This is a genomic window from Selenomonas sp. oral taxon 892 str. F0426 (assembly GCF_000468035.1).
Classification (GTDB): domain Bacteria; phylum Bacillota; class Negativicutes; order Selenomonadales; family Selenomonadaceae; genus Centipeda.
In genome coordinates this window covers 59,108-85,676 of record NZ_KI260545.1, presented here as the reverse complement: position 1 = coordinate 85,676, position 26,569 = coordinate 59,108, and the positions used below count along the sequence as shown (strand labels likewise).

The 26,569-nt window shown below is 56.5% G+C and carries 26 protein-coding genes; 19 read left to right on the top strand and 7 right to left on the bottom strand.

Annotated features, from left to right (window positions below; all coding sequences use genetic code 11):
• Positions 1-58: 58 nt before the first annotated feature.
• The gene (locus HMPREF1992_RS09080) at positions 59-1,477 is read right to left on the bottom strand and encodes a PTS fructose transporter subunit IIC (protein WP_021685597.1); all 1,419 of its coding nucleotides are present in this window, start codon (positions 1,475-1,477) and stop codon (positions 59-61) included.
• Positions 1,474-1,935: a PTS sugar transporter subunit IIA gene (locus tag HMPREF1992_RS09075; protein WP_021685596.1), complete on the bottom strand. Its 462-nt coding sequence runs from the start codon at positions 1,933-1,935 to the stop codon at positions 1,474-1,476. Before HMPREF1992_RS09075 ends, HMPREF1992_RS09080 begins: the two co-directional genes overlap by 4 nt.
• 212 nt (positions 1,936-2,147) lie before the next feature.
• Here HMPREF1992_RS09075 and HMPREF1992_RS09070 point away from each other — a divergent pair, with 212 nt between their 5' ends.
• Entirely contained in the window at positions 2,148-4,040 is a 1,893-nt protein-coding gene (locus tag HMPREF1992_RS09070) for a BglG family transcription antiterminator (protein WP_021685595.1), read from the top strand.
• Positions 4,041-4,102: 62 nt separating this feature from the next.
• Here the strand turns inward: HMPREF1992_RS09070 and HMPREF1992_RS09065 are convergent, their stop codons facing one another.
• Positions 4,103-6,265 carry a PTS transporter subunit IIABC gene (locus tag HMPREF1992_RS09065; RefSeq protein ID WP_021685594.1) on the bottom strand — a complete coding sequence of 721 codons (2,163 nt, stop codon included), beginning with the start codon at positions 6,263-6,265 and terminating at the stop codon, positions 4,103-4,105.
• Positions 6,266-6,629: 364 nt separating this feature from the next.
• Between HMPREF1992_RS09065 and ilvB the strand changes: the two genes are divergently transcribed.
• The 17 genes from ilvB to HMPREF1992_RS08980 all read left to right on the top strand — a co-directional run bounded on the left by ilvB (position 6,630) and on the right by HMPREF1992_RS08980 (position 21,187).
• On the top strand, positions 6,630-8,294 hold the full coding sequence (gene ilvB / locus HMPREF1992_RS09060; protein ID WP_037359404.1) for a biosynthetic-type acetolactate synthase large subunit: 1,665 nt from the start codon (positions 6,630-6,632) through the stop codon (positions 8,292-8,294).
• Positions 8,295-8,367: 73 nt separating this feature from the next.
• Positions 8,368-8,700 (top strand): hypothetical protein, encoded by a 333-nt coding sequence (locus HMPREF1992_RS09055; protein WP_021685591.1) that lies wholly within the window; start codon positions 8,368-8,370, stop codon positions 8,698-8,700.
• 13 nt (positions 8,701-8,713) lie between these two features.
• A complete protein-coding gene (locus tag HMPREF1992_RS09050) occupies positions 8,714-9,283 on the top strand; it encodes an A24 family peptidase (RefSeq protein ID WP_021685590.1) in 570 nt (189 codons plus the stop codon).
• Between the two features lie 23 nt (positions 9,284-9,306).
• Complete coding sequence (locus tag HMPREF1992_RS09045) at positions 9,307-9,777, top strand: prepilin-type cleavage/methylation domain-containing protein (protein WP_231366981.1); 471 nt, start codon at positions 9,307-9,309, stop codon at positions 9,775-9,777.
• 4 nt (positions 9,778-9,781) lie between these two features.
• Positions 9,782-10,177, top strand: a complete 396-nt coding sequence (locus HMPREF1992_RS09040) for a hypothetical protein (RefSeq protein WP_021685588.1) — start codon at positions 9,782-9,784, stop codon at positions 10,175-10,177.
• Positions 10,152-10,682, top strand: coding sequence for a type II secretion system protein J (locus HMPREF1992_RS11630; RefSeq protein ID WP_037359402.1), 531 nt, complete (start codon positions 10,152-10,154; stop codon positions 10,680-10,682). Before HMPREF1992_RS09040 ends, HMPREF1992_RS11630 begins: the two co-directional genes overlap by 26 nt.
• Complete coding sequence (locus tag HMPREF1992_RS09030) at positions 10,672-11,166, top strand: hypothetical protein (RefSeq protein ID WP_021685586.1); 495 nt, start codon at positions 10,672-10,674, stop codon at positions 11,164-11,166. Before HMPREF1992_RS11630 ends, HMPREF1992_RS09030 begins: the two co-directional genes overlap by 11 nt.
• Positions 11,167-11,305: 139 nt before the next feature.
• On the top strand, positions 11,306-12,328 hold the full coding sequence (locus HMPREF1992_RS09025; protein WP_231366980.1) for a PilN domain-containing protein: 1,023 nt from the start codon (positions 11,306-11,308) through the stop codon (positions 12,326-12,328).
• A 9-nt stretch (positions 12,329-12,337) separates the two neighbouring features.
• On the top strand, positions 12,338-12,931 hold the full coding sequence (pilO, locus tag HMPREF1992_RS09020; protein ID WP_037359398.1) for a type 4a pilus biogenesis protein PilO: 594 nt from the start codon (positions 12,338-12,340) through the stop codon (positions 12,929-12,931).
• A gap of 59 nt (positions 12,932-12,990) precedes the next feature.
• Positions 12,991-14,160, top strand: coding sequence for a chorismate synthase (gene aroC / locus HMPREF1992_RS09015; RefSeq protein ID WP_021685583.1), 1,170 nt, complete (start codon positions 12,991-12,993; stop codon positions 14,158-14,160).
• A complete protein-coding gene (locus HMPREF1992_RS09010; RefSeq protein ID WP_037359395.1) occupies positions 14,157-14,678 on the top strand; it encodes a shikimate kinase in 522 nt (173 codons plus the stop codon). Before aroC ends, HMPREF1992_RS09010 begins: the two co-directional genes overlap by 4 nt.
• A gap of 1 nt (position 14,679) precedes the next feature.
• On the top strand, positions 14,680-15,768 hold the full coding sequence (gene aroB, locus HMPREF1992_RS09005; protein WP_021685581.1) for a 3-dehydroquinate synthase: 1,089 nt from the start codon (positions 14,680-14,682) through the stop codon (positions 15,766-15,768).
• A 59-nt stretch (positions 15,769-15,827) separates the two neighbouring features.
• Positions 15,828-17,618, top strand: coding sequence for a diguanylate cyclase (locus HMPREF1992_RS09000; protein WP_037359392.1), 1,791 nt, complete (start codon positions 15,828-15,830; stop codon positions 17,616-17,618).
• Between the two features lie 116 nt (positions 17,619-17,734).
• Complete coding sequence (gene rplS, locus HMPREF1992_RS08995) at positions 17,735-18,076, top strand: 50S ribosomal protein L19 (protein WP_021685579.1); 342 nt, start codon at positions 17,735-17,737, stop codon at positions 18,074-18,076.
• 71 nt (positions 18,077-18,147) lie between these two features.
• Entirely contained in the window at positions 18,148-18,675 is a 528-nt protein-coding gene (gene lepB, locus HMPREF1992_RS08990; protein WP_021685578.1) for a signal peptidase I, read from the top strand.
• Between the two features lie 14 nt (positions 18,676-18,689).
• Positions 18,690-19,442: an exodeoxyribonuclease III gene (locus tag HMPREF1992_RS08985; protein WP_037359477.1), complete on the top strand. Its 753-nt coding sequence runs from the start codon at positions 18,690-18,692 to the stop codon at positions 19,440-19,442.
• Between the two features lie 119 nt (positions 19,443-19,561).
• Positions 19,562-21,187: a peptide chain release factor 3 gene (locus tag HMPREF1992_RS08980; protein ID WP_021685576.1), complete on the top strand. Its 1,626-nt coding sequence runs from the start codon at positions 19,562-19,564 to the stop codon at positions 21,185-21,187.
• Positions 21,188-21,256: 69 nt separating this feature from the next.
• Here the strand turns inward: HMPREF1992_RS08980 and HMPREF1992_RS08975 are convergent, their stop codons facing one another.
• The 3 genes from HMPREF1992_RS08975 to HMPREF1992_RS08965 are packed head-to-tail and all read right to left on the bottom strand — an operon-like array spanning position 21,257 to position 24,235.
• Positions 21,257-22,249: an alpha/beta hydrolase gene (locus tag HMPREF1992_RS08975; protein ID WP_037359389.1), complete on the bottom strand. Its 993-nt coding sequence runs from the start codon at positions 22,247-22,249 to the stop codon at positions 21,257-21,259.
• Between the two features lie 4 nt (positions 22,250-22,253).
• Positions 22,254-22,859, bottom strand: a complete 606-nt coding sequence (locus HMPREF1992_RS08970; RefSeq protein WP_021685574.1) for a hypothetical protein — start codon at positions 22,857-22,859, stop codon at positions 22,254-22,256.
• 11 nt (positions 22,860-22,870) lie between these two features.
• Positions 22,871-24,235, bottom strand: coding sequence for an FAD-dependent oxidoreductase (locus tag HMPREF1992_RS08965; RefSeq protein ID WP_037359386.1), 1,365 nt, complete (start codon positions 24,233-24,235; stop codon positions 22,871-22,873).
• A 170-nt stretch (positions 24,236-24,405) separates the two neighbouring features.
• On the opposite strand from HMPREF1992_RS08965, the gene HMPREF1992_RS08960 reads away from it, so the two are divergent.
• The gene (locus HMPREF1992_RS08960; protein WP_037359383.1) at positions 24,406-25,098 is read left to right on the top strand and encodes a Crp/Fnr family transcriptional regulator; all 693 of its coding nucleotides are present in this window, start codon (positions 24,406-24,408) and stop codon (positions 25,096-25,098) included.
• Positions 25,099-25,179: 81 nt separating this feature from the next.
• On the opposite strand, the gene fumC is transcribed toward HMPREF1992_RS08960, so the two are convergent.
• Positions 25,180-26,544 (bottom strand): class II fumarate hydratase, encoded by a 1,365-nt coding sequence (fumC, locus tag HMPREF1992_RS08955; protein WP_021685571.1) that lies wholly within the window; start codon positions 26,542-26,544, stop codon positions 25,180-25,182.
• Positions 26,545-26,569: the final 25 nt, after the last annotated feature.

The window sequence follows — 26,569 nt, the reverse complement described above, 5'->3', positions numbered from 1 at the left end:
CACGAAGTTTTCTAGCTTCGTGCAACAGCCCCTTTATGTTCAAGTGAGGGTATGTCTTTTACTTTTCCTGTTCAAGTTTCGGCTTTGTAAAGAAGAGAATCAATACAATGATGCCTGCACCGAGGAGCATGTCCAGCACATACCAGAGTTTTCCCTCCACAACACCCGTGATGGCGACAACACCGCCGAAGGCGACGATGGAGGTGATGCCGTGCAGCATACCGACGGCTCCGGCAACGGCAGTTCCAATCGCGCAGGCGATCCATGTACGGCGGAAGTCCTTGCCGGCAAAGGGAATTGCACCCTCTGTGATGCCGGCAGAGGAGAGGAAGAGCGCAGAGATGCCGAGCTGGCGATCCGCAGCATCATATCGATTGCGGAGAATGAATGCGGCAAGCCCCATGCCAAGCGGGGGAATCGCACAGCACATACGGAACACGCCGTTTGGTCCGAGTATGCCCTCTGCCATGAGCGCCAGCGTGAATGCAGTCGCGGCCTTGCTGCACGCTCCGCCGAAGTCTGCCGCCGCCAAGATGCCGATGCCGATGCCAAGGGCTATCGCGCCTGCTCCGTTCAGCTGGTACATGACCTGGATCATGTACTGTACAAAGGCATTCAGTGGAACGGTAAGGATGTAGATATAGAACAACCCTAGGACGAATGTTGTCACCAGAGGAATGATGAAGGTCGGCATCATGGGCTGCAGTACTTCGGGTACGTGGAACTTCTTCATCCAGCGGACAAAGTAACCGACGAGAAAGCCGAGGAAGAGTGCGCCGAGAAAGCCCGTTGCAATATGAGACTCGCCCATCGGCGTGTTCGCTGCATGACCGAGGATGAATCCGGGCGCAATTGCCGCCTTGCTGCCGATTGCATAGGCAATGTAAGCACACAGGACAGGAACCATCATCGCAAAGCCCGCCATGCCGAGGTCGTAGACGTTCTGCCAGAACTGATTGCTCGGAATGATGCGGCCGTCCTCAACCGTGCCCGTGATGAGCGTGAAGGAGAACATCATACCGCCGGCGATGATGACCGGCAGGAAGTAGGAGATACCAGTGTTGAAATAGCGGAACAGCTCTGCGCCGAGGCTTGTCTTTTCTCCTGAAGCAGGGGGCTGCGCAGCGCTGGCCGTGCGTGCTGCCTCTGGTGCCGCCGATGCGGCGAGACTTTCCGCGCGGTCGATCAGGGATGCGGTCTGCTTGATCGCCTCTGTGGGGCTGACATCAATCACGCGTCCTGCTGCACGCTTGGCATCAAAACGTTCTGCCATCTCGACACTGACGGCGACGGCAAGGATGACGATATCGGCGGCATCGATCTCCTCCTGCGAGAGCTCGTTGTCGATGCCCATGCCGCCCTGTGTCTCAACCTTGCAGTCAATGCCGCGCTTTTTGCATTCCTGCTCGAGTGCCTCCTGCGCCATATAGGTATGTGCAATGCCTGCGGTGCAGGCGGATATGCCGACGATTTTCATTTGAAATCCTCCTCAATCTCTTGCAGCAGCTGATAGACTTCCTGAACGGACTGCGCCTCCGAGAGGCTTTGACGGAACGAGTCGTGAATCAGTTTCTTGCTGAGTGCAGCCAGAATCTTTAGGTGCAGGTTGTTGTTCTGCTCTCCGTTTCCTGCCTCCGGCACACCGATGAGGAATACGACGCTCGCATCCTCGCCCTCCTCGGAACCCCAATGAACGGGTGTTTTGAGACGGGCAAATGCGACGAATGCCTCGCCGATGGCGTCCGACTTTGCATGGGGCATCGCAACGCCGTCGATGGTATAGGTGGGGAACGACTCCTCTCGTGCCAGCACCGCCTGCTCATACCGATCAGCATCCAGGATGCGCTCATTTGCAAGGTGTGTCAGGTGATGGATAACCTCCTGCTTTCTCGGAAAGGCCTCCTCCAGGAACACGACCTGCTTTTCACTAAACATGGCAAGACCTCCTCTTCTTTGTATCGCCGTTCACTTCACATGTCCCATTATAGCAGCAGGGACAGAAACCTCCAGTTCCGAAAATGCCGTATCATATTCGGAAGATGTATCCCCTTCGGGCAAAGCAAAGAGTATGGGACACTTTCGCAGGAGCTTTATATAGGGTATAATGCAGACGATAGGGATCCGATGCATGCAAAAGGAGGGGACTCATGGATCGATGGCTGCAGCTGGTGCTGCTCATGCCTGAGGATGAGTTTGTTACCTATAAGGTGCTGGCGGAAGAACTTGGAGTTTCCGTCCGAACGGTCTACGACGATATTACACGGCTGAATCAGATGATGCGGACGCACGGCGCGCAGCTTGTCGCAAAACCGCATCGCGGCGTTACGTTGGACGTAACGGAGCGCAGCCGCTTCCTCAGCTTTCTGGATTCGCTTGAAAATGGCGGTGCAATGCTCGGCGATACCGCAGAAGCGCGGATCGGCAAAATCACGCGCGAACTCCTGCAGAGCGACGCGGCGTACAGGAGCGACGATCTCTGCGAGGTTCTCCACATCAGCCGGTCCACACTGAAAAAGGATCTGAAGGGTGTTCGCGCATTGATTGCCCCGTATGACCTGCAGCTCGTTTACCAGCCCTATGCAGGAATGCGCATCACGGGGCAGGAAAAGGATCTGCGGCGCCTCCTTGTCCGACTCAATCGAAATGTGATCGCAAGCGACGGCGATTTTCTGCGCGCGGATATTCAAAAAGTGGCTACACTTTTGCAGGATATATTCAAGCAGTATATGTACCGCATGGCGGCATACTCCTTTCAAAATTTTGTCCTGCATGTGGATGTTGCAATCACGCGCATTCGACAGGGGAGAGAGATTGCGCCCGGCAGCTTTCCTGCGATCCAGCACACCCCGGATGTCCTTGACCTCGCAAAGGCCGTGGCTGTCGCACTGGAGGCAATGTACGACATCCGATTCTCGGAAGGGGAGCAGCAGTACATCCTGCTTCATCTGGAGTGCAAGAAGGTCATCTCGTGGAAGCAGGCGTCGACTGCGACTGCCGATGTCTATGCACTTATTCACCAGATGCTCGCATCCGTGCAGAATGTGTTCTGCTATGATTTTTCGCATGATTTCGAGCTGATTGCCAGCCTGTCGACCCATCTGGTTTCGCTGCGGACGCGCCTCCTGTGCGGGATGCCGCAGGAGAATCCGATGATGAAGGAGATCCGCGAGGGTGGTCCTTTGGCGTATGAAATGGCAAATGTAGCGTGCGGTGTTTTGCAAAAGGAATATGGACGGGAAATTTCGGCAGATGAAACGGGCTATATTGCTATGTATTTTCATGTAGCACTCGAACGCATGCGTGCGCAGCGCAAGAAAAATGTGCTGATTGTCTGCGGCACCGGAAAGGGGGCAGCCGTTCTCCTCGCCCATAATATTGAACAAAATTACGGGAAATATCTAAGCGTCATTGCCGCATACGAGTCCACCGATTTTTCCGACGCCGACCTGCGGGGGGCGGATTACATCCTTTCCACGATCCCGATCAAGGAGGAGCTGCCCGTCCCCGTCATCGAGCTGGGGCACGCTTTTCCGTGGAACGAGGGCAGCGATATCCGTGAGCATCTGAAGCGCGACCGACAGCGGGCGATCATGGAATATTTCTCGGAAGATTTTTTTCTTCCGCACATTGCGGCGCAGGATAAAGACGAAGTCCTGAAGATGATGTGTGAAGCCACGATGCGTGCGGCGCAGCTGCCCGATACATTCTATGAATGTGTATTGGAGCGCGAGCGCATCGGAGGGACGGCGCTCGGCAATCTCGTGGCAACGCCGCACCCTGCACGGCCTCTGGGTCTGAGGAGTCTGGTCATGATCGGTATCTTGGAGCGTCCGGTTCGATGGGACGAGGAAGAGGTGCAGATCGTTTTCCTTCTGTCCATGAAGGATGGTGGGGATCGCAATTTGCCGCTCTTCTATAAGATGATCAGCCGTTTCCTGATGAATAAGACATTGGTGCGCAGGCTGATCAAGAACCAGACCTTTGCGGAGATGTTTTCCATCTTCTCGATGCTGTCCGACGACGCAAGCCGTCTTGATTGAGTGAAAATCCCCCGCAGCAGTGCAGAAGCACGACTGCGGGGGATTCGTGTATTTGTGTATTTTTACACTTTTGCAACAGGATCGAGCGCTGTGACTTCGCCTGTGGCGGTCATTTCGACGCTCGTGCCCTCGGGCAGTCCTGTGAAGATCACAAGGCAGGCATCGGATTTCGCATTCTCACGAATGTAGTCGATGTCGAACTCCATGAGCTTGTCGCCCTTCTTCACCTGCTGTCCCGACTCGACAAAGACATTGAAGCCCTTGCCGCCAAGCGCGACCGTGTCCACGCCAATGTGGAGCAGATACTCTGTGCCGTCCGCGCTTTTCATGCCGATGGCGTGCTTCGTGTCAAAGACAAAGACCACCTCACCGTCGTCGGGCGCAAGTACCTCTCCTTTGCTCGGATAGATGAAGAAGCCGTCGCCCATCATCTTGCTTGCAAACGCCTCGTCGGGCGCCTCCGTGATCGGATGCACCGTGCCCGTGACGGGGCTGCAAAGTGTGCGTCCCTCACCTGCGGGCACCGGCGCCGGCGTCTCCGCTGCGGCAGGCTTTTCCTCCACGGGAGGTGCTGCCGGCACATCGTCCTCCGGCTCGACATCGGGGGCTGTCTCAAGATAGGTCTCGAGGTTCGACTTGATGACGGCAACCTGCGGTCCGTAGATGACCTGCACGCCCGTGCCCTTGACGATGACGCCGACCGCGCCCGTCGCCTTGAGCAGTTTTTCATTGACAATCGAGGAGTCCGCCACGGAGCAGCGCAGACGTGTCGCGCAGCAGTCGACGGAGGTGATGTTGCGCTTGCTGCCGAGTGCACGCGCAATCGCAGCGCTCTTTGCATCAAAACCTGCGTCGCCGCCCGAAGCGCCGCCCGCACCCTCACGTGCCTTGTAGTCCGCCTTTGTATAGAGCTTCGTCTCCTCGTCGTCGTCCTCACGGCCCGGCGTCTTGAAGTTGAAGTGCTGAATCATCCAGCGGAAGATGAAGTAATAGAGGAAGAAGTAGATCACGCCGACGGGGATGACATACATCCAGCTCGTCTTTGCCTCACCCTGAAGGATACCGAAGATGAAGAAGTCCAGCAGACCGCCCGAGAATGTGAGACCTACGGCGATCCCAAGGATGTGTGCGATCATGTACGCCGCGCCCGCGAGTGCGACCTGAACAGCGAAGAGTGCGGGAGCTACGAAGAGGAAGGAGAACTCGATCGGCTCCGTAATACCTGTGAGCATACAGGTGAGTGCCGCCGAGAGCAGGAGACCGCCGGCGACCTTCTTCTTTTCAGGACGCGCACAGTGGTACATCGCGAGCGCTGCGCCCGGCAGACCGAAGATCATGAAGATGAACTCGCCCGAGAAGTAGCGCGTCGCATCCGCGCTGAAATGTGCGACGTTCGGCGAGGCGAGCTGTGCAAAGAAGATGTTCTGACCGCCCTGAATGAGCTGCCCGTCGATCATCATCGAGCCGCCGACACCTGTCTGCCAGAACGGCAGATAGAAAACGTGGTGCAGGCCAAAGGGGATGAGTGCGCGCTTGATGATGCCGAAGATCAGTGTGCCGATGTAGCCGGTACCCGTAACTAGTCCGCCGAGGGCGAAGATGCCCTGCTGTGCAAGCGGCCAGAGGAAGTACATCGCGATGCCGACGAAGAGGAAGACGATCGTGGAGATGATCGGAACGAAGCGGGAGCCGCCGAAGAAGGAGAGAGCATTCGGCAGAACGATCTTGTGATACTTGTTGTGCAGCCATGCAACGCCGATACCGACGATAATGCCGCCGAAGACGCCCATCTGAAACGACATGATGCCACAGGAGGCGGCAATCGTACCCTCGAGGACGTTCGGCGCAATTGATCCGTCCGGCAGGATCTGTCCGCCGATTTTCAGCATCGCGTTGCAGGCGGTGTGCATGACGAAGAACGCGATCATTGCCGAGAGCGCCGCGACCTCCTTTTCCGCCTTTGCCATACCGATCGCAACGCCGACCGCAAAGATGATCGGCAGATTGCCGAAGATCGTGCTGCCCGCACTCGCCATGATCGTGAGCAGCGAGTGCAGCGCCGTCCCCGCACCGAGGACACCGCCGAGACCGTACGTCTCGATCGTCGTCGGGTTCGTGAACGACGCGCCGATGCCGAGCAGGATACCTGCAATTGGCAGGATCGCGACCGGCAGCATGAAGCTGCGCCCGACGCGTTGGAGTACACCAAAGATCTCATCTTTCATAACGTTACCCCTTTCCCCCTTCCGCCTTCATCTCCTTGTACACCCTCCCCTTTGGGCAATACATGCAAAAACGGCATCAAGAAGGTTGTGAAACTCTGGATGATGCCTGTACGTGATAAAAGCAGAAGCTATAAAATCATGTATGATAATTATACCGTAGATAGGGAAAAAGTGTAAAGGGGATCTTTTGGCATAGATGCGTTTCAAGATTCGAAGCCCCACCATGCCATTATTTTTTGAGGGATAGAAAGGGGAAATTTCATCGATCGATTGACAGAGAATCGAAAATGTACAGCTTGCTATAGTTGCATCACGTATGTTATAATATTCTTATCATTGTTTCATAAATCAGAGGAGTATGTCTATGAGAGGTGCGGAGGCAGTTTTGGCATGCCTGCGTGAGCAGGGCGTTGACACATTATTTGGCTACCCTGGCGGCATGATTCTGCCTCTTTATGATGCCCTCTATGCTCAGAATGATATACGACAGATCCTCGTAACGCATGAGCAGAATGCTGCACACGCGGCGGATGGGTATGCCCGCGCGACGGGGCGCGTCGGCGTCTGCATCGCAACGTCGGGGCCGGGGGCGACGAATCTTGTGACAGGTCTTGCGACGGCATACATGGATTCGATTCCGATGGTCGCGATCACGGGGCAGGTGGACATCGCCATGCTCGGGCGCGATGCCTTTCAGGAGACGGACATCCTCGACGTGACGATGCCTGTGACGAAGCACAACTACAAGATCAAAAATGCGGCGGATCTCGTGCCCACGATTCGCCAGGCATTTGAGCTTGCACGTACGGGGCGGCCAGGTCCTGTGCTCATCGATGTTCCGCGCAACCTTTTCTTTGAGGAAGTGGCCTACGTACGCGAAGAACCGAATGTACGCACACCGGGCAAGCCGGATGCGGACTTTGTTATCTGTGCAGCGGAGGCGGCGGCGGAGATTGTACGCGCAGAGCGTCCGCTCGTCATTGTGGGCGGCGGTGTAATCTCAGCGGGTACGTCCGCCGAGGTCACGGCATTCGTCGAAAAGTATCATCTGCCCGTGGTGCATACACTCATGGGTATGGGGGCGCTGCCGAGCACGCATCCGCAAATGCTCGGCTTTGCAGGAATGCATGGGGAAAAGGCAGCGAATTATGCGATCGGGGCTGCTGATCTCGTGATCGCGTTCGGCAGCCGTTTTGCCGACCGCCAGACTGGTAATCTCAGCAAATACACGGCGAATCGCAAGTTTATTCACATTGACATTGATCCCGCCGAGATTGACAAGAACGTTGAGAACAGTCTTGGACTCGCGGGGGATATGCGGACGATCTTGAATCTGCTTATGCGCCAGACACCGAAGAGTGACCTCGCAGCATGGTGGACGCAGATTCGTACGTGGCAGGAGGCGTATGACTACGATTACCATGTCGGCCGTCTGACCGTGCCATGGGCGTTGAATCAAGTTGCGCAGAATACAACAGGTAAGGCATACGCTTACGCAACCGATGTGGGGCAGCACCAGATGTGGGCAGCGCTCCATCTGCGTGTGGAGGAGCCGCGGACGTGGCTGACCTCGGGCGGCCTTGGGACGATGGGCTATGGTCTGCCCGCAGCGATGGGGGCACAGGTCGCGTGGGGCGATCAGCGCCGCGTGATCCATATCGCAGGGGACGGCGGCATCAAGATGACGGGAAACGAATTCTATACGATTGCACGCCTGAGACTTCCTGTGCTCTCGATCCTTGTGAACAATCGCAGCCTTGGGATGATCCGCCAGCTGCAAAAGGTGCTTTATGATGAGCGCTACATCGCCTGCGAACTCGATCACGAGATGGATTATGTGAAATACGTGGAGTGCTTTGGCATTAAGGCGGTGCGCGTCTCAACACAGGAGGAGTTTGCTGCGGCACTGAAAAGCGCACTTGAGGATCACACGCATCCGCGTGTGATTGTCATGGATGTGTGGCGCAGTTTCGTTGAGCCAATGACGAAGGGCGGTGCGCGGATTGACGAGTTTGTCGACTTTAAGTAAATGGTTTGGATTAGATAGGCGCGTTACGGAGAGCCAGCGAGGCTTCTCTCTTCTCTCGACACTGCTCGCTGTTATGATTCTGGCAGTCATCCTCGCGATTGCAGTGCCGCGTTTTTCATCCGCCATTGCAACAGCGAATACGGTGAAAGTGCAGGCGGATCTTACGGCACTCGATACGGCTATTGTGCTCTACCAGACAGCAAAGGGGCGCAGCCCCCAAAGCCTCGATGACCTGGCGGAGTACGTGACCGATCTCAAGAATCTCAAGCCGCCCTCAGGCAATGTCCGCGTTGGCGATCAGGAAATATCTACAGAGAAAGAGACGTACAAGATCGAGAAAAAGGACAAGGTTCTGCGTGCGACATGTGCGGGGCACACGGCTGAGGATTTCCGCACGAAGAAATAGAGGAGGCACGGATATGCAGGAGGAGGTGCAGGCGCTTTTTCCCGTGGGACGACCGCTGCTTCTGCTCTCTGTGCTGTGGATCGTCGCCGTGGGCGGCATACTCTTCCTCGTCGGCATGAATGGACGCAGTCTTGTCGGCGCTTTGTTTTCTCTGGTGCTTCTTTGGCTTTCCTATCTTGACCTGCGGGATGGATTTCTCTATGATGCAATCACCGTGCCATTTGCGGCAGTGGGGATTGTGTTTTCGCTGATGGGGCTTTTGGTGCCTATAGGTAATGCGCTGATTGGTGGGACGCTTTGCGGCGTCTTATTTTATTGCGTGTATATCGCTGCACGCGGCGGCCTTGGCGGCGGTGATGTCAAGCTTGCCATCGGACTTGGTGTATGGCTCGGCTGGGAGGCGGCCATCGTTGCTGTCTGGATTGCATTCCTGTTGGGGGGTGCAGCAGCCGTGTTTCTGCTTGCTGCGAGGCGCCGAGGGCGGCATGACGGAATCCCGTTCGGCCCCTTCCTGTCTCTTGGCGGTTACATTGGGTTTGTTGTTGGGGATCAGCTTTGGCAGATCTATTGGGGGATCCTTTGATGCGTGCCTCAGGGGGACGGGGCATGGCTCTTTTGAATGTTTTGCTGGCGCTTTCTCTCATTGCGACACTGCTCTCTGTGGCTCTTCCGCATGCTCTGTCTCTCTATGCAAGAGCTGCGACAGAGTACGAGGCGATGTATCTCATTGGAGAGCTTCGGCGTATCCAGTCGATTAGCCGAACGACGGCGATGCCGCTCTATATGTTCCAGGATCGTCGCTCGTGGGAACGCGTGCCGCGCCTGCGTTTTGAAGATGGCGGCTATACGATTCACCGACCTTTTGGGGCGTCTGCGCGATCCCATACGCCGCTGCCGCTTGTGCGCTTTGAACAGCTGACGATGGAGAATACACGCATCGTATTCCATCGCAATGGGGAGTTGTCGGATACATGGAGTCACAATATGACGATCCTCGTGTATGTTCCAGGGCAAAAGGCGTCTGCCCTGCGTGTTGTGATCGATCGCGCAGCGCGCATTCGTCTGCAGCGGGGATAGAGAAATGCGCCTGATAAGAAATGAGAACGAGGCGGGCTGGGTGCTTCTGGAGACTGTGGTGCTTGGCATGATTGTCGTTGCAATAGTGGCTGCCGTTGGTATTTTTGCTCGGACAGCGCTGCTTGCGGAGCATTCGGCTGCACGTATGGAGGCCGCGCTGCTCGTGCGGGCACGGCTTTCTATTATGGAAGCGGAACTGGATCTGGGAACTCTGCCGAGCAGGGCAGAGGATGTGATCGTTTCGAACAATGTATCATATCGCATGGATACGTCGGTGATGCGGCAGGGGGATTTTTACGATGTGCATATCCGCGTCTCGTGGCAGACTCTAGGGCGCGAGGAGCAGGCGGATTTTGTGCGGAGGATGAGACGTCATGAAAGGGCGGAAAAGCAGTCGTAGACACTGCAGCGAACGTGGCATCCTGCTGATGGAACTTGCGGTCAGTCTGCCGATCTTTGCGCTCCTCCTAACCTTTCTCGCATTCGTTCTTCTGTGGAGTTGGCGCAGTTATCAAAATGAGATCGCAGATGCTGAACTGAGGCAGGAAATGCAGATCGCCGCCGCGCGCATTGTGGAGTCGGCGCTGCTGTCTAATCATATCAGAGAGCGTCAGCATGGCGTCTATGAAATGCGGCAGGATGTCAGCAGAAAAAAGAACGAAAGCGAAAAGCCACTCGATAAGTATTGGCTTGCAGATGGCCAGCTGCTCTATAACTATGCCTCATATCCCATGACGGGCGCATTTTCCGGAGCGGGAGTGCATATCTCTGCGTTCTCCGTGCATCCCGACCCATACGCACCGCGACTCTACCACATCGAGATGACGGGCGAGAGCATGGTGACGGGGCGCACGTATCGTATTGCAACGGCGGTCTATCTGCGGGAGGATATGAATGAGAGATAGGGATGAACGGGGCAGCGTATCTGCGGTCGGGCTTTGTGTGCTGACCGCCGTTCTCCTGCTTGGTCTTGCGGCGGCGCAGTTCACACAGAGCGGTGCAAACATCGCTGCAGAGTACGAACGTGAGATGCAGCTGCGTCTTGCCGCTGAGAGCGGCGTTGAGACGGCTGCCGCACGCCTTGAGGAGAATTCCCATGCGCTTGGTGAACTGCCCGTGGCGGGAAGACCAAAGGATGTCACAAAGTACCTCAATGCAGAGCATATCCCTATATCCGATAAGACCAAACTCTATGTTTTTCTCGAGCTGCCGAAGGATGAGAACGCAAAAGACTCTCTGGACATTGTTGGGGTTGCAGTGGATCCAGATGATGAGGAGGAGACGACACGAATTTCCGATGGGGAGGACTGGCTGCGGGGAAAGATCGTGCGTGCACGGATGCAGAAAGCGGAGAAGGAGGAACGCTATGTTTGGCGGCGCTGGTATTAGACTGCCGTGGAGGGTTTGTGAGGCAGTTGGGCTTTATCCATCAGCGGAGAGGCTAACGCTTGTTCACCTGTGTGCCTCTGAGGCAGCAGAAGACGAATGGACGGCGGTGGGGTCATGCGTATCGGAGATAGGCGCCTCAGTGACTGATGTGGCTGCGTTTGCATCTATCGTACATACACAGCTCGTCCAGACTGGTTGGGAGAAGCTGCCGCTCGCATTAGCACTTCCCGCATCTGAGGCAGACATTATCGAGGAGCTGGATCTGCCTGTTCCGCTTACGGGTTTGGAACTGCGCGCTGCGATCCTGTGGGCACTGCGTGCGGTACAGAATGATAAGGGGGCAGATCTGCCGGAGAGTCTTCAAATCTGCTGCACGCCTTTATCAGGCAATGCCACGCCGCGCTACTGGGCTGCGGGATTGGACGAGGCACGTATAGGTGAATATTTTACTGCATTTGAGCATACAGGCCTCCGCCTCCGTCGGCTGACGATCTGTCCGCCGAACGGCGGGATGATGGCGGCAGAGTCTGCGGCTGCACGGGAGCCGCGTATGCCGTGGGAGATGGGGGCGTCCGATGAGAGTGAACTTCTCCCGGCTATCTATGCAGGTCTTTTACTTCGGCCGGGCAGCCCTGAGGAACTCTATTGGAGCAGTCGGCCAGTGGCTTTTGGACGCGTGCGTGCGCATGCGGCAGTACTCATCAGCACGCTTGCAGCAGCGCTTTTTCTTGCGTGTGTGACCGCAGATATCGCTTCCTATATGAGTGCGTGTTATGCACGCGATCGTGCAGCGGAAGAACTCAATCTTAGAGCATCCGAGCGCGTTCGTATGGAGGAATTCTCCGCATTGCATGCGGATGCGGCACAGCGCGAGCAAATCATAGCGGGGCTGCTGACGGAGTCACGCCCGCTGCGCGCGCTGCTCGTTCACATCGGATCCGTGACCATCGATGGCGTACATATTTTGGGCATCCGAGCGGAGGGGCGCGACATCCGCATCGAGGGAGAAGCCATGGACTATGCGGCGCTTTCCCTGTTCATGGGGACACTAGAGAAAGATGCATTTTTCCCGACGGCAATGACATTGGAAGATGCGGGACAAGAGCGTGTAGCAGAACATGCGCCCATGCACATTCAATTTGTCCTGCACGGTACATGGTAGGTGGGCATGATGGAACGGCTTTCAGAGCGGCAGCGCATCGAACTTGCACTGATTTGGGCCCTTGCGCTCCTTTTGCTCTATGTTCTCGTCCTGTCGCCGTTGTTTGCGGCGCAGCGGACAGCGATCCATGCTGAGCGAAATGTTCTGCGGGCGCAGAATGCACGTGTGGATGCCTATCAACAAAACTTGCTGCGGGATGGACAGGTGGAGGAAAAACTGCATGTGCGTTATGCCCGTGCTTTGGAAGCGCTGCCGGAGGAGGGCCGACAGGGCAGTTTCATGCATGGCATAGAGCGCCTTGCTGTCCGCAGCGGTGTTGTGATTGAGGGATTCGCTCCGCAGCCTCCGCAGACGATCGAGGGCATATGGATTCAGCCGATCGAGCTGCGTTTTCGCGGAAATTATTTTGACGTGCTTTCATTCCTTCACTCCATACAAGAGGCGGAGCGCTGCGTTGTGTTTGGGGACTTCTCCATCAGTGCCGAGGGGGATGAGCTGCATTGTGCCGTTCAGGTCAAGATTGCGGCGCGTGGAGCAGAGACGGATCAGATCGACGGAAGGGCCGCAGCGATGCAGGAAAAGCCTCAGACACAGCGAATTTAATTCAGATGGGGTAAATTCTTGCTGAATCATTGAGCATATAATATGGGGAGGAATTCTACATGAGCCAGCTGCGTTTTGTTACCGGAGGGGAGTCGCATGGAGCGGCACTGACAGCCATTCTTGATGGTATTCCGGCGGGGCTTCGGCTCACGCGAGAGGCGATTGATAGACAGCTTGCACGCCGTCAGCGCGGCTATGGGCGCGGTGATCGGATGAAGATCGAGACGGATCGCGTCCTTGTACTTTCGGGGATGCGCTTCGGTGAGACATTGGGCTCGCCGATCACGCTGCAAGTTGTGAACAGAGATTTTGCAAACTGGACGGAGCGCATGGATCCCTTTGGATCTCCTGTAGGGACAAAGGTCACTGCCGTTCGGCCGGGACATGCGGATCTATCTGGTGTACTGAAATATGAGCGTGATGATGCGCGAGATATTCTCGAGCGTTCGAGTGCGCGTGAGACGACGATGCGCGTTGCCGTCGGTGCCGTCTGCCGTCAGCTGCTCGAGGCGCTGGGGGTAACGATCGCCTCCCATGTGACGGAGATCGGCGGCGTGGCGGTTGACCGCGCGGCGATTCGCGACGAGGATATCGGCGTGACGAACAGTGATGATCTGAACGTGTGCGACAGTGCGGCAGACGAACGCATAAAGGCTCGCATTGACGAGGCAAAGGCGGCGGGCGATACGCTCGGCGGCGTCTTCGAGATCATTGTACGAGGACTGCCCATCGGTCTTGGCTCACATACGCAGTGGGATCGTCGTCTCGGTGGACGGCTTGCCGGTGCCGTCATGTCCATCCAGGCGATCAAGGGAGTCGAGATTGGTGCCGGATTTTCATGTGCCCATCTGCCGGGCAGTGAGATTCATGATGAGATCTATATGGGCGAGGACGGGCGTCCCTATCGGCAAACAAACCGCGCGGGCGGACTTGAGGGCGGCATGACGAATGGTGAGACGCTCATCGTTCGCGCGGCGATGAAGCCGATCCCAACGCTGATGACGCCTCTGCGCACCGTTGATCTTGCAACGGGAAAGGAAGTCTCGGCAAGCAAGGAGCGCAGCGACGCCTGTGCCGTACCCGCCGCCTCCGTAGTTGGTGAGGCGATGGCTGCCTTTATCCTCGCGGATGCCATCTGTACACAGTTCCACGCAGATACGATGACCGACCTCCATCACTCGCTTGCTGCCTATCGCGCACGGACGGAAAGGGGATGGCAGAAGGGATGAAGAATGTTGTATTAATCGGTTTTATGGGGACGGGCAAGACAAGCGTCGGACGCCTTCTCGCCACGCGTCTTGGATGTTCGTTTCACGATCTCGACAAGAGGATCGAGGAGCAGCATGGCATGCGCATTCCTGTGATGTTTTCCGAATACGGTGAGGCATATTTTCGTGCGCGCGAGAAGGAGGCTGTGCGAGAGGCGGCTGGCCGCACAAATCTCGTCATTGCGACGGGAGGGGGCACGGTTAAGGATGCGGAAAATGTAGCGATACTTCGTCAAAATGGGGTTCTCGTCGCACTGACGGCCGATGTCGACACCATTCTCCAGCGCACATCGGCACGTGGTGCGCGCCCCGTACTGGATCAGGCGGATGAGGGAGATCGTCGACGGGCAATCGAGCGTCTGATCGAGGAGCGGCGAGGACTCTACGAGGGGGCAGATATCACGGTCGACACGAGCGGGAGAGCTCCGCTCGAAGTTGCGGAACACGTACTGCATGCACTTCGCATATGGAGAAAATGATATGACACAGCGGGTAGAAGTAGAGCTCGGGGAACGCAGTTACACGATCGTGATTGGGAACGGCATCACCGATGAAATCACAGCATTTGTCCGATCGGCAGGATACTCTTCACACGGGATGATCGTTACGGATGCGAATGTCGGTCCGCTCTGTGCAGAGCAGATCGCGGCAGCTCTTGGAGCGGGCGGCGTAGAGGCAGAGATCGTTACGATTCCTGCGGGGGAGTCCTCGAAGAGTCTCGCACAGGCGGAGTGTCTCTTCACGCGAGCCATTGAGCTGGGGTTGGATCGACGCTCGCCGATCTTTGCACTTGGCGGTGGGGTCGTCGGAGATCTCACTGGTTTTGTTGCAGCAACGTATATGCGTGGTGTCCCGTTCATCCAGATTCCGACAAGTCTGCTTGCACAGGTCGATTCGAGTGTTGGCGGCAAGGTTGCCGTCAATCACCCGCTCGGAAAGAACCTGATCGGAGCGTTCTATCAGCCTGATGCTGTCTTTATGGATCTGGAGGTTTTGCGTACCTTGCCCGCGCGTGAGATAGCCACAGGACTTGGAGAGATCATCAAGTATGGCATCATCTACGATGCGGATTTTTTTGCATGGCTCGAAGAGCACCGCATAGATGTGCTCGCACTGGAACCCGCTGCAACAACGCATATGATTGCACGCTCCTGCGAGATCAAGGCGGATGTTGTGCGGCAGGATGAATGCGAGGGCGGACTCCGCCGTATCCTGAACTTCGGGCATACCATTGCGCACGCGATCGAGAAGGAGACGGGATATGCGCGCTATCGGCACGGCGAGGCGGTCGCGATCGGTATGGCGGGTGCGGCGGACATCAGTGTGCAGATGGGGCTTCTCGCGGACGAGGAGCGCGTGCGCATGAAGGATCTGATCCGTGCGATGGGATTGCCGCTTCATGCTGAGGGCGCAACGGCAGATGCGATGTACGAAGATCTCTTTCATGACAAAAAGACCGTGGCTGGACGGATTCACTGGGTGCTTGCCGAGTCCATTGGGAAAGTCTCCGTGCACAGCGACGTGTCGGAGGAAATGGTGCGTCAAGCATTATTAGGACTTTCCTCCTGAAAAAATATTAAGTTCACTTCATGTTTGAACGAATAATTCTGAGGGGAGGTGAGCGGAACATGAATCGTCGATGGGGCATCTTGGTTCAGGTGCTGTTTTTTGCCCTGTTTATCTGCATGAGCCAATCCGTTTCCGCTGAGACCTCTGCGCTCTCGTGGGAGTATTGGCAGCCACACACGAAGGCTTTTCAAGACAAGGCGGTGAAGGCTGTACCCTCCTTCCCGACAGATGAGGGGCGTTGGCGCACATTCAATCCGCGGTTCGGTGTCGCTGTTCCCGATGGAACACACTATGTATGGCTGCGGGTGCACATTCCGTCGGATACGGGCGTGGACGAGAGTCTTTTCTTTACCACCACAGATCAGGCTGTCCAAATTTTCCTGGACGGTGTCTCCATTTATCAGTACGGTGATCTCAATCAGCATGACGTCTCCTACGGGCGAAAGTGGCATCTTGTCAACCTGCCTGCGTGGGCGGTCGGGCGGCAGCTTTACATTCAGCTGCATTCGGACAATATCTGGGTGCTCGGGCAGTTCGACCGCGTACGCCTGGATCGTTCTGTACACCAGCTTGAGGGCCTCTTTCTCTATGATTTCCCCTATGTCAGCGGCATCACAGCACTTCTAATCTTTATTATGCTGCTTGGGGTCTACTTCTTTACGGAAAAGGAGCTGCAGGCCATCTATTTGCGGCTGATTGTTGTTTTGGCCGTATTTTTCGTCTGGATGTTCAGCGCCTCGAGCGTTGTGCTTCTTTGGCTTGACTGGCCAGTATTTTGGTGGAGTTTGGAAGTGACTTCGGGCTACCTTATCCCGCTTAGTGCCAATTTTCTCATTCATAGTGTCATTGATGAGCGATATAAGCAATATATCGTCCGCGTTTCCACCGTCTACGGACTTATTCTATTCCTTGCAGTGCTGTTTGAACTCGTGGGACAGAATGGACTCTATCTCATGCGGTTCCTTTACTACCCGGTGCTTTTGGTGTGCGGACTCATGACTGCATATTGGCTTTGGATGAGCTATGCGGGCGGGAATCGAAGATGCCGATCGCTCCTTGTGGCCTTCGGAACGCTCTCAGTACTTACTGTGATCGATGGGATGGGGCTTCAGTATCGTATCTTTGAGTGGCGCACCTACCTCGTCCCCTTTGGAATCTATACGATCGGCTTCTTTATTGTTCAGCTCATTTTGGAGCGTGCGGCGCATGAGCGCTATCTTGCGGAACTCTCTGTGAGCCTTGAGAATGAGGTCAGTGAGGTAACGCGGCGTATGGAGATCGATCCGCTCACAGGGGCATTCAACCGGAATAAATTTCATGGGGCGACGCGCGACTTCATGCGGATCTCACGGGAGATCAAGGAGCCGTTTTCGCTCATCATGTTTGACATCGATCATTTCAAGAACATCAATGATACCTACGGACACGACGCCGGAGATGCCGTGCTTGTGGGTTTTGCACAGACGATCAGCGGCTTTCTCGATCGTCGGCATGTCCTCATCCGCTGGGGCGGCGAGGAGTTCATCCTGCTCTGTCTTCACTACGACGGAGCGGAGGCAGAGGCATTCGCGAATACGATTCGCGAGGCGGTTGCAGGGGCACAAATCCATCCATCGATAAAGGTATCGTGCAGCGGCGGCGTTGCCGTTTGGTACGGTACGGACGAGGATACGATGGACCATGTGGTGAAGCGTGCGGATACGGCGCTCTACCAGTCCAAGGAGAACGGGCGCAACTGTATCACCTGCGAGCCGGACTGGCGTGCGCACATGCCGCCGCGGCGCCCGAAGGCGAAGCCGCTTGAAAAGTCACGTGAGGAGTCCGGCATCCGTAGAATTTGGGATCGCTGAGGAAATTTTTTCTTGCACGAATCGTCATCTTATGCTATAGTCACTGGGTATGTGTGTGGATGGTCCGCTGGGCGGCATGAGTCGGCTATGAACATCCGAACGAAGGAGGAAAAACTATGAATATCATCGAGATCCTTGAGAAGGAGCAGCTTCGCTCCGACATCCCGAAGTTTGCGCCGGGCGATACGGTTCGCGTCCATGCGCGTATCGTCGAGGGCACGCGCGAGCGCATTCAGGTGTTCGAGGGCGTTGTCATCGCGCGTCAGGGTTCGGGTGTCCGTGAGACCTTCACCGTGCGCCGCATTGCATCGGGCGTCGGCGTGGAGCGTCTCTTCCCCGTGCACTCCCCGCGTATCGCAAAGATTGAGGTGACGCGTCGCGGTATCGTCCGCCGTGCGAAGCTCTACTATCTGCGCGGACTCACGGGCAAGGCAGCTCGTATTCGGGAAAAGCGCTAATTGTACGATGGATAGGGACTGCTGCGGCAGTCCCTATTTTTGCTGTATTCGCCGTATGAGAGGAGGTTTTTATGGAAAAAGAAACGTCAACCGCGTCGGAGATCAAGGACTGGATTGTCTCCATCGTCATAGCCGTCGCGCTTGCCATGTTTATCCGTACGTTTATCGTAGAGCTCTATGTCGTCGACGGTCCGTCGATGCGCCCGACGCTTGAGTCGGAGGAGCGCCTCGTTGTCAATAAATTCATCTACCGTTTTCGCACGCCGGAGAAAGGCGAAGTTCTCGTCTTTCAGTATCCGCGCGATCCGAGCCGCGACTTCATCAAGCGCGTGATTGCGACGCCGGGCGATACGGTTGAGATCCGCGAGGGGCGCGTGCTCGTCAACGATCAGCTGCTGACCGAGGACTACATCCTCGAAAAGACGCGCAGCGAGTATCCGAAGTCGACCGTGCCCGAGGGGCGCATCTTCGTCATGGGCGACAACCGCAACAACTCCGAGGACAGCCGCTTCGCCGATGTCGGCTTTGTGCCGTACGATCTCATCAAGGGCAAGGCGATCCTTGTATTCTGGCCGATTTCGCAGTATAAGACACTCTGATGGAGGGAAGCATGATGCGCTTTGTATCATGGAACGTCAACGGTCTGCGCGCCGCGCTGAAAAAGGACTTTATGGAGTCCTTCAAGAAACTTGACGCCGACGCCTTTTGCCTGCAGGAGACAAAGATGCAGGAGGGGCAGGCGATCCTCGATCTGCCGGGCTACGAGCAGTATTTTTACAGCGCGGAGAAAAAGGGCTACTCCGGCACGGCGATCTTTACGCGCGTAAAGCCGCTCTCGGTCAGCTGCGGCATCGACATCGATGAACACGATCACGAGGGGCGTGTCATCACGATGGAGTTTGAGGAACTCTACCTCGTCACCGTCTACACGCCGAACTCGAAGAACGCGCTCGCGCGGCTCGACTACCGCATGGTCTGGGAGGACGCGTTTCGTGCGTTCCTGCTTGATCTGCGTGCGAAGAAGCCCGTCGTCGTCTGCGGCGACCTCAACGTCGCGCACACGGAGATCGACCTCAAGAACCCGAAGAGCAATCGACGGAATGCGGGCTTTACGGACGAGGAGCGCGGCAAGTTCACCGAACTCTTGGCAGCGGGGTTTGTCGACACCTTCCGTGCGCTGTACCCTGACAAGACGGGAGCCTATACGTGGTGGTCGTATCTGCGCCATGCGCGCGAGACGAATGCGGGGTGGCGCATCGACTACTTCCTCGTCTCCGAGGAGCTGCGTGACCGCATTGCGGCGGCAGAGATCCATGCAGACATATTCGGGAGCGATCACTGCCCCGTATCATTGAATTTGAAATAGGCATCCCTCAAAGCCTGCCCCGCTTGCGGGGAAGGGGGACCGCGGAGCGGTGGAAGGGGCAAAAAGATAGGCTGCAGCAGTGCAGTTCCTATGATTATTCAACAATCGTAAGGAGATTTATGGCAGATTTGAAAGAAGAACTCGCGCGTGAAATCGAGAAGCGCCGTACCTTTGCCATCATCTCGCATCCGGACGCGGGCAAGACAACGCTCACCGAGAAGCTGCTCCTCTACGGAGGGGCAATTCATCTCGCCGGCTCGATCAAGTCGCGCAAGACGCAGCGCCACGCGGTCTCCGACTGGATGGAGATCGAAAAGCAGCGCGGCATCTCCGTCACGTCGTCCGTCCTGCAGTTCGACTACGACGGCTATCGCATCAACATCCTTGATACGCCGGGGCATCAGGACTTTAGCGAGGATACATATCGTACGCTGATGGCGGTGGACAGCGCCGTCATGATCATCGACGCGGCGAAGGGCGTTGAGGCGCAGACGCGCAAGCTCTTCCGCGTCTGCCGTCAGCGCGGTATTCCCATCTTCACCTTTGTCAACAAGCTCGACCGCTTCGGCAAGGCGCCGCTCGATCTGATGGACGAACTCGAAAATGTTTTGGGCATCCGCTCCTATCCGATGAACTGGCCAATCGGCACGGACGGGACGTATCGCGGTGTTTATGACCGCGAGAAAAACCGGATCGAACTCTTTGCCGAGGACGTGACACATGGGCAGGAGACGCGCGTCTCCGAGGTGTTCGAGATGGACGACCCCGCGTGGAAGGAACGCGTCGGGGAGGAGGCTGCCGCCGCACTCTTTGACGACATCGAGCTGCTGCGCGATGCGGGCGAGGAGTTCGACCGCGCGGCGGTGGATGCGGGCGAACTCACTCCCATGTTCTTCGGCTCGGCGATGACGAACTTCGGTGTGCAGAACTTCCTTGAGGAGTACATTCGGCTCGCACCAACACCGGCGCCGCGCATCTCCTCGGATGGTGTAATCGAGCCGGATGATGAGAAGTTCTCGGGCTTCGTATTCAAGATTCAGGCGAATATGAACCCCGCGCACCGTGACCGCCTTGCGTTCATCCGTATTTCGTCCGGCAAGTTTGACCGCAATATGAGCGTCTGGCACGCGCCCTCGGGCAAACTCATCAAGCTTGCGCAGCCGCAGCAGTTCCTCGCGCAGGATCGCCAGATTATCGACACGGCGTATCCCGGCGACATCGTCGGTCTCTTTGACCCAGGTGTATTCGGTATTGGGGACACGCTCTGTGACCCTGCACACAAGTTCAAATTCGAGGACTTCCCCGTGTTCCCGCCCGAGCGTTTCGCGCGTGTCGCGGCAAAGGATACGATGAAGCGCAAGCAGTTTGTCAAGGGCATCGAGCAGTTGACGCAGGAGGGCGCGATTCAGCTCTTCGAGCAGGTTGGCGCAGGTCTTGACAGCTACATCGTCGGCACCGTCGGCACCCTCCAGTTCGAGGTGCTCGAGTACCGCCTGAAGAACGAGTACAATACGGAGATCACGATGCAGATGCAGCCGTTCGAGACGGCACGCTGGCTCGCGTTCCCCGACGGGCGCACGATCACGCCCGCCGATCTGCGCGGTGCGGATCGCGGCATGTTCGTCCACGACCGCAACGGCAACCCTGTCCTCCTTGTGAACAACGAGTGGGCGCTCGGCTGGATCCGAGAGAACAACCCCGATCTGCAGCTTGGACAGGTACCGTTCGATCGCAGAGAGGCATAATAGAGAAATGACAAGCGGGAGATTTCGCTCATGTGGCGAAATCTCCCGCTTTGTATGTATTCTTCGTGGTTAGGGTATATATTGATTCACAAACTCTCGTACCTCCTCGAATGCTGCGAAGCTCTCCGCGAGTTCGGGCAGAACGAGGGGGAAGACGTGAGGCATTTCGGGGTAGACGGTGAAGGTCACGTTTGTGCCGTCGGCTTTTGCTTTTTCCGCAAGCTGTTCGTCCTCTGTCAGCAGGAGGTCGTAGCCGCCTGTCTGGATCAGCATGGGCGGCAGATTACTGAGATCAGCGTGGATCGGGGAGAGGCGCGGATCGTCGAGCGGAAGACTGCCCGCATACGGCGGAATGCTGCGCAGATGGGGAGCGAACGGAGTGCCCTTGCCGAGCACCTTGTCCTTCGTGAAGTTCTCCGTACGCGACGTGCCGTCCTTGTGCGCGAAGTCTGCCCACGGCGAGAGGAGGACGAGTGCGGCAGGCTGCGGCACTCCCTCGTCTCGCAGATAGATTGCAAGCTCTACGGCGAGATTGCCGCCCGCAGAGTCGCCAAAGATGATAATGTCCGATGGTTTGGTTCCGCGTGCAAGGAGTCCCTGATAGACTGTCGCCGCATCCTCAAGTGCAGCCGGATAGCGATGGAGCGGTGCGTGTCGATATTCCACACAGTAGATCTCGCGCGCGTTCGTATACTCTGCCTGACGCACGGCAAACGTGCGGTAGAGATCCGTGAGTCCACTCCTATAAGCTCCGCCGTGCAGCTGCAATACGACGCTCTTAGAAGATGAGTTCGGTGGCACAAGGCGCTCGACCGGAACGTTTCCGATGGCTGTCTTTTCATACACCCAGCCCTCGGGGGCGATGAACGGCGCAGGTTTTTTGTCCTCGGGCGGGTAGTAGAGCGCATCCATCTGCTGCTGAATGTAGTCCTGCTTTGCCTCGACCGTGAGGATAATGCCCTGCGCGGGCGCGTTAGTATCTTTGCCGAATGCACATAGCGGCAGCATCATGAGTCCGAGGATGAATATGACACCGCCGATATATCTCTTCCAGTCGTGCATTTTGTTATTCTTTTGCTGCGTCAAAGGCATTGTCCGTCCACGTGAGGAGGATGTCTTCGATCGCCGCCTCGTGTTTGTTCACAGTTTCACCCTCGGAGGTGATGTGAAGGCTTCGGCCGTCCTTGTAGGCGACGAGTATGTTGTAAGCCGGATTCGCCACAGTGTCTGCTCGTGCGCCGTAGTCGTTTTCGGCGGCGAGATTCTTCGCCGCGATGACAGCGTGGAGGCTTGCCTCAAGCTCCGGTGTCCACGGGACGTAGCGCTCGCGAATGTCCAGATGACGACCGTCTGTGAATTCCTTGCCGACGAATTCGCCGAGGCAGGAGATGAAGCTGTTCGGATCGAGTCCTTTTGCGGTGATCTCCTCGGCGGAGAGTGCGTTCTTGACGGGAGCGTCGATCTGGCATACGATGCGCACGAGTGCACCATCGGCGACGGGATGGCGGAACTCCATTGAGAAGATCTGCACGGAAGATGCTTCAGCAGGAATGACAGTCTGGTGTGAGGGGCGTGTATCCGGCGCCGCCTGCGTACATCCTGCATCGAAGAGGAGAAGCGGAGCGAGCAGAAACACAGCACGGTAAAGATTTTTCCGGTAGATCTTTGTCATAATGACCTCCTTTATCCGAAGAGATCGTTCAGTGCTTCGGTCATGGTGGGGTGCGTATAGATTGCGGAACCGAGTGCGTCGGCTGTGATGCCGTGGTCGATTGCCATTTTCATGAGGTTAATCATCTCCTGCGACTCGGGGCAGAAGAAGTGCGCGCCGAGGATCATGCCTGTCTTGGACTCGACAATTGCCTTTAGAATACCGGAGGGCTTCTTGTAAACCTGCGCCTTTGGAATGGCGGCGACCTCAAGGCGCAGAATACGCACGTCAAATCCTGCTGCCTGCGCCTCAGCCTCGGTCATGCCGACACGTGAGAGCGGCGGATCGAGGAAGACGGAATAGGGGACAGCTCCGCGATTCGCCGTTGTGCGTGTTCCGCTGCCTGCGAGCTGATCCTTGACGATGCGGAAATCGTCGAGGGAGATGTAGGTGAACTGCATCCCGCCCGTCACGTCACCCATCGCCCAGATGTGCGGTACGTTCGTACGCAGGTGCTCGTCCACGGCAATCGCACCACGCGTTGTTGTCTCAATGCCCGCTGCGGTGAGATTCAGGCCCTCGATGTTCGGGCGCCGTCCTGTAGCGATCAGGACGGCATTTGCAGCAAGAGATTTCTCTCCGTTTGAAGTCTGTACAATGACGTTCGCTCCTGTGGTGCCGTCCTCAATGCGCAGAATCTTTGTGTCCGTCAGAATGTGGATGCCGCGCTCCTCCATCTGCTGGCGCACACGAATGGAAATCTCCGCATCCTCACGAGGAATGAAGGCATCGCCGTCCTGCACAACGGCAACGGACGAGCCAAAGTTGGTGTAGTATGATGCGAATTCGAGACCAATGTAGCCGCCGCCGATGATGACAAGCTTTTCTGGCAGCACATCCAGCTCCATCATCGTTTCACTCGTGTAGACGTGTGTACTTTCCTTTGCCCCTGGGATCGGCGGTACGAAGGGAAGCGCGCCTGTGTTGATAAAGATTCGTTCTGCCGTGACACGCTGCTCTCCGTCCGCTCCGACAATGCGTACGGTGTGTGCATCGATAAACGATGCCTCTCCATCGATGACGACGGCACCTGCGCCTGTTACCTTCGCGTAGTTCTTCTCTCGCAGCATTGCCGTCAGGCGTCGTTTCTCCGCAATCGCTGCACGATAGCGCTCCGCCTTTGCCGCAAAGTCTCCGCCCGCCTCTGCAGAGAGCCGTGCACTGTATTCGAGGGATTTTGAGGGAATGCAGGCGACGTTAATGCAGGTGCCGCCATAACGCTCCTTTGAGCGCTCGACAAGAGCGACCGTCTCTCCCTTCTTCGCGAGGAAGCCCGCAAGTGTCTTGCCTGCCTTGCCGAAGCCGATGATGAGATTCTGATATGATTGTTCTTGCATGATATGCTCCATTTCTGTTCATGTTGTTTCGTAGATACTCGTTATTATAGCACTTTTTCGATAAAGGAAGCAAAATATCTGCAAAACTTGTGTTGTTCATTTACAAAGGCCGCAATTCCATCTATAATTATAGAGAATTATTCTCTATAGGTGATGGAAAGGACAAAACTATGCTGACGCGTGAAATGCTTGCGCCGCATACGGCACTGCTGCTCCGGCATGATCTATTCGAGGGCATCCAGGCAGATGATCTGACGGCGCTCGTCAATGCGCTTGACGGTGAACTGAAGCACTATGCGGCAGGGCAGAACATCATGCGCATGGGGCGTGCACCGATTGTGACAGGCATCATCCTATCGGGCGCAGTTGAGGTATCCTTCCTCAACGAGAATGCCGATCAGATTGATATGAGCATCTTTGAGGCTGGCAAGAGTTTCGGCGAGACGATGGAGGGGGCGAATCTCACGACGAGCCGTATGTTCGTCAAGGCCCTGCGCGAGTCGTTGATCCTGCGTCTCAAATTTCGTCAGCTCTACGCGCGTGAATCGTGCAGTGACCCTCATCTCTGGCGATTCACACTGAATATGCTGCGGCGTATATCGCAGAAGGGGATCTTTTATCAGCATAAGATTCGCATCATGGGGCAAAAGAGCATTCGGGCAAAACTCAGTGTCTATCTGCAGGCAATATCGGAGGAGGACGGTGAGGGGCTGCGTGAGATGAATCAGACACAGCTGGCACGCTACCTTGGTGTGGAGCGCAGCGCTCTCAGCCGCGAGATGAGTCATATGCGCGATGAGGGGATCATCGACTACGACCGCAAGACACTGCGCGTACTCAATCCAGATTTTTTGGCGATTTAGAGGGCGCGCAAAAAAGGGGCTGTTGCACGAAGTTTTTTAGCTTCGTACAACAGCCCCCTTTTCGTATGGACAACGTGATCCTTACACCATCTCTTCGGGATGGAAGACCTCGTCGAATTTCTCGGCAGTGAGGAAGCCGAGGGCAACGCATGCCTCCTTGAGACTGATATCCTCATCGAATGCCTTGTGTGCGGTTTTCGCCGCATTCTCGTAGCCGATGTACGGGTTCAGTGCCGTGACGAGCATCAGCGAGCGATGGAGGTTCTCGTGCATCTTCTCGCGGTTTGCCGTGATCCCTGTGACGCAGCGGTCGTTGAACGACTTGATGGAGTCGGTGAGGAGACGCGCGGACTGCAGGAAGTCGTAGATCATGACGGGCATGAACACGTTCAGCTCGAAGTTGCCCTGCGAGGCGGCGATGCCGATGGCGGCGTCGTTGCCCATGACCTGTACGGCGACCATTGTGACGGACTCACACTGGGTCGGGTTGACCTTGCCCGGCATGATGGAGCTGCCCGGCTCGTTCGCGGGGATCGTGATCTCGCCGAGTCCGCAGCGCGGGCCTGCTGCCAGCCAGCGGATGTCGTTCGCGATCTTCATCATGTTCGCGGCGAGTCCCTTGAGTCCGCCGTGTGCAAAGACAATGGCATCCTTGCTCGTGAGTGCGTGGAACTTGTTCGGCGCAGTGACAAAATTCTTGCCCGTCAGCTCACTTGCTGCCTGTGCGACCGCAACATCGAAGCCTTTCGGCGCGTTCAGCCCCGTGCCGACCGCCGTGCCGCCGAGCGCAAGCTCGTGGAGGAATGGGAGCGCTGCCTGCAGCTGCTTCTTCGACTGTTCGAGCATTGTGAGCCAGCCGCTGATCTCCTGCGTAAAGGAGATGGGCACGGCGTCCTGCAAGTGCGTACGCCCCGTCTTGACAATGCCCTCGTTCTCGCTCATGAGGCGGCGGAAGGTAGCCGCGAGGAGGTCGATGCTCGGGAAGAGCCCATCCTCAGTGGCGATGACAGCGGCGATGTGCATGGCCGTCGGGAAGGTGTCGTTCGAACTCTGCGACATATTGGAGTGATCATTCGGGTGGAGGATCTTCTCGCCCGCGATCTCGTTGCCGCGATTCGCAATGACCTCGTTGACGTTCATGTTCGACTGCGTGCCGCTGCCCGTCTGCCAGACGGCGAGCGGGAAGTGATCTGCGAGTTTGCCCGCGATGATCTCGTCGCACGCCGCCTTGATCGCATTCAGGCGCTTCTCGTCGAGCTTGCCAAGTTTGTTGTTCGCAATTGCGGCGGATTTCTTCAGAATGCCGAAGGCGTGGATGATCTCGGCGGGCATCTTTTCGATGCCGATGGGAAAGTTCTCAAAGCTGCGCTCCGTCTGTGCCGCCCAATACTTGTCTGCGGGCACCTTGACCTCACCGAGGGAATCATGTTCGATGCGATACTCCATTTGCCTTGTCCTCCTTAAATTCAAG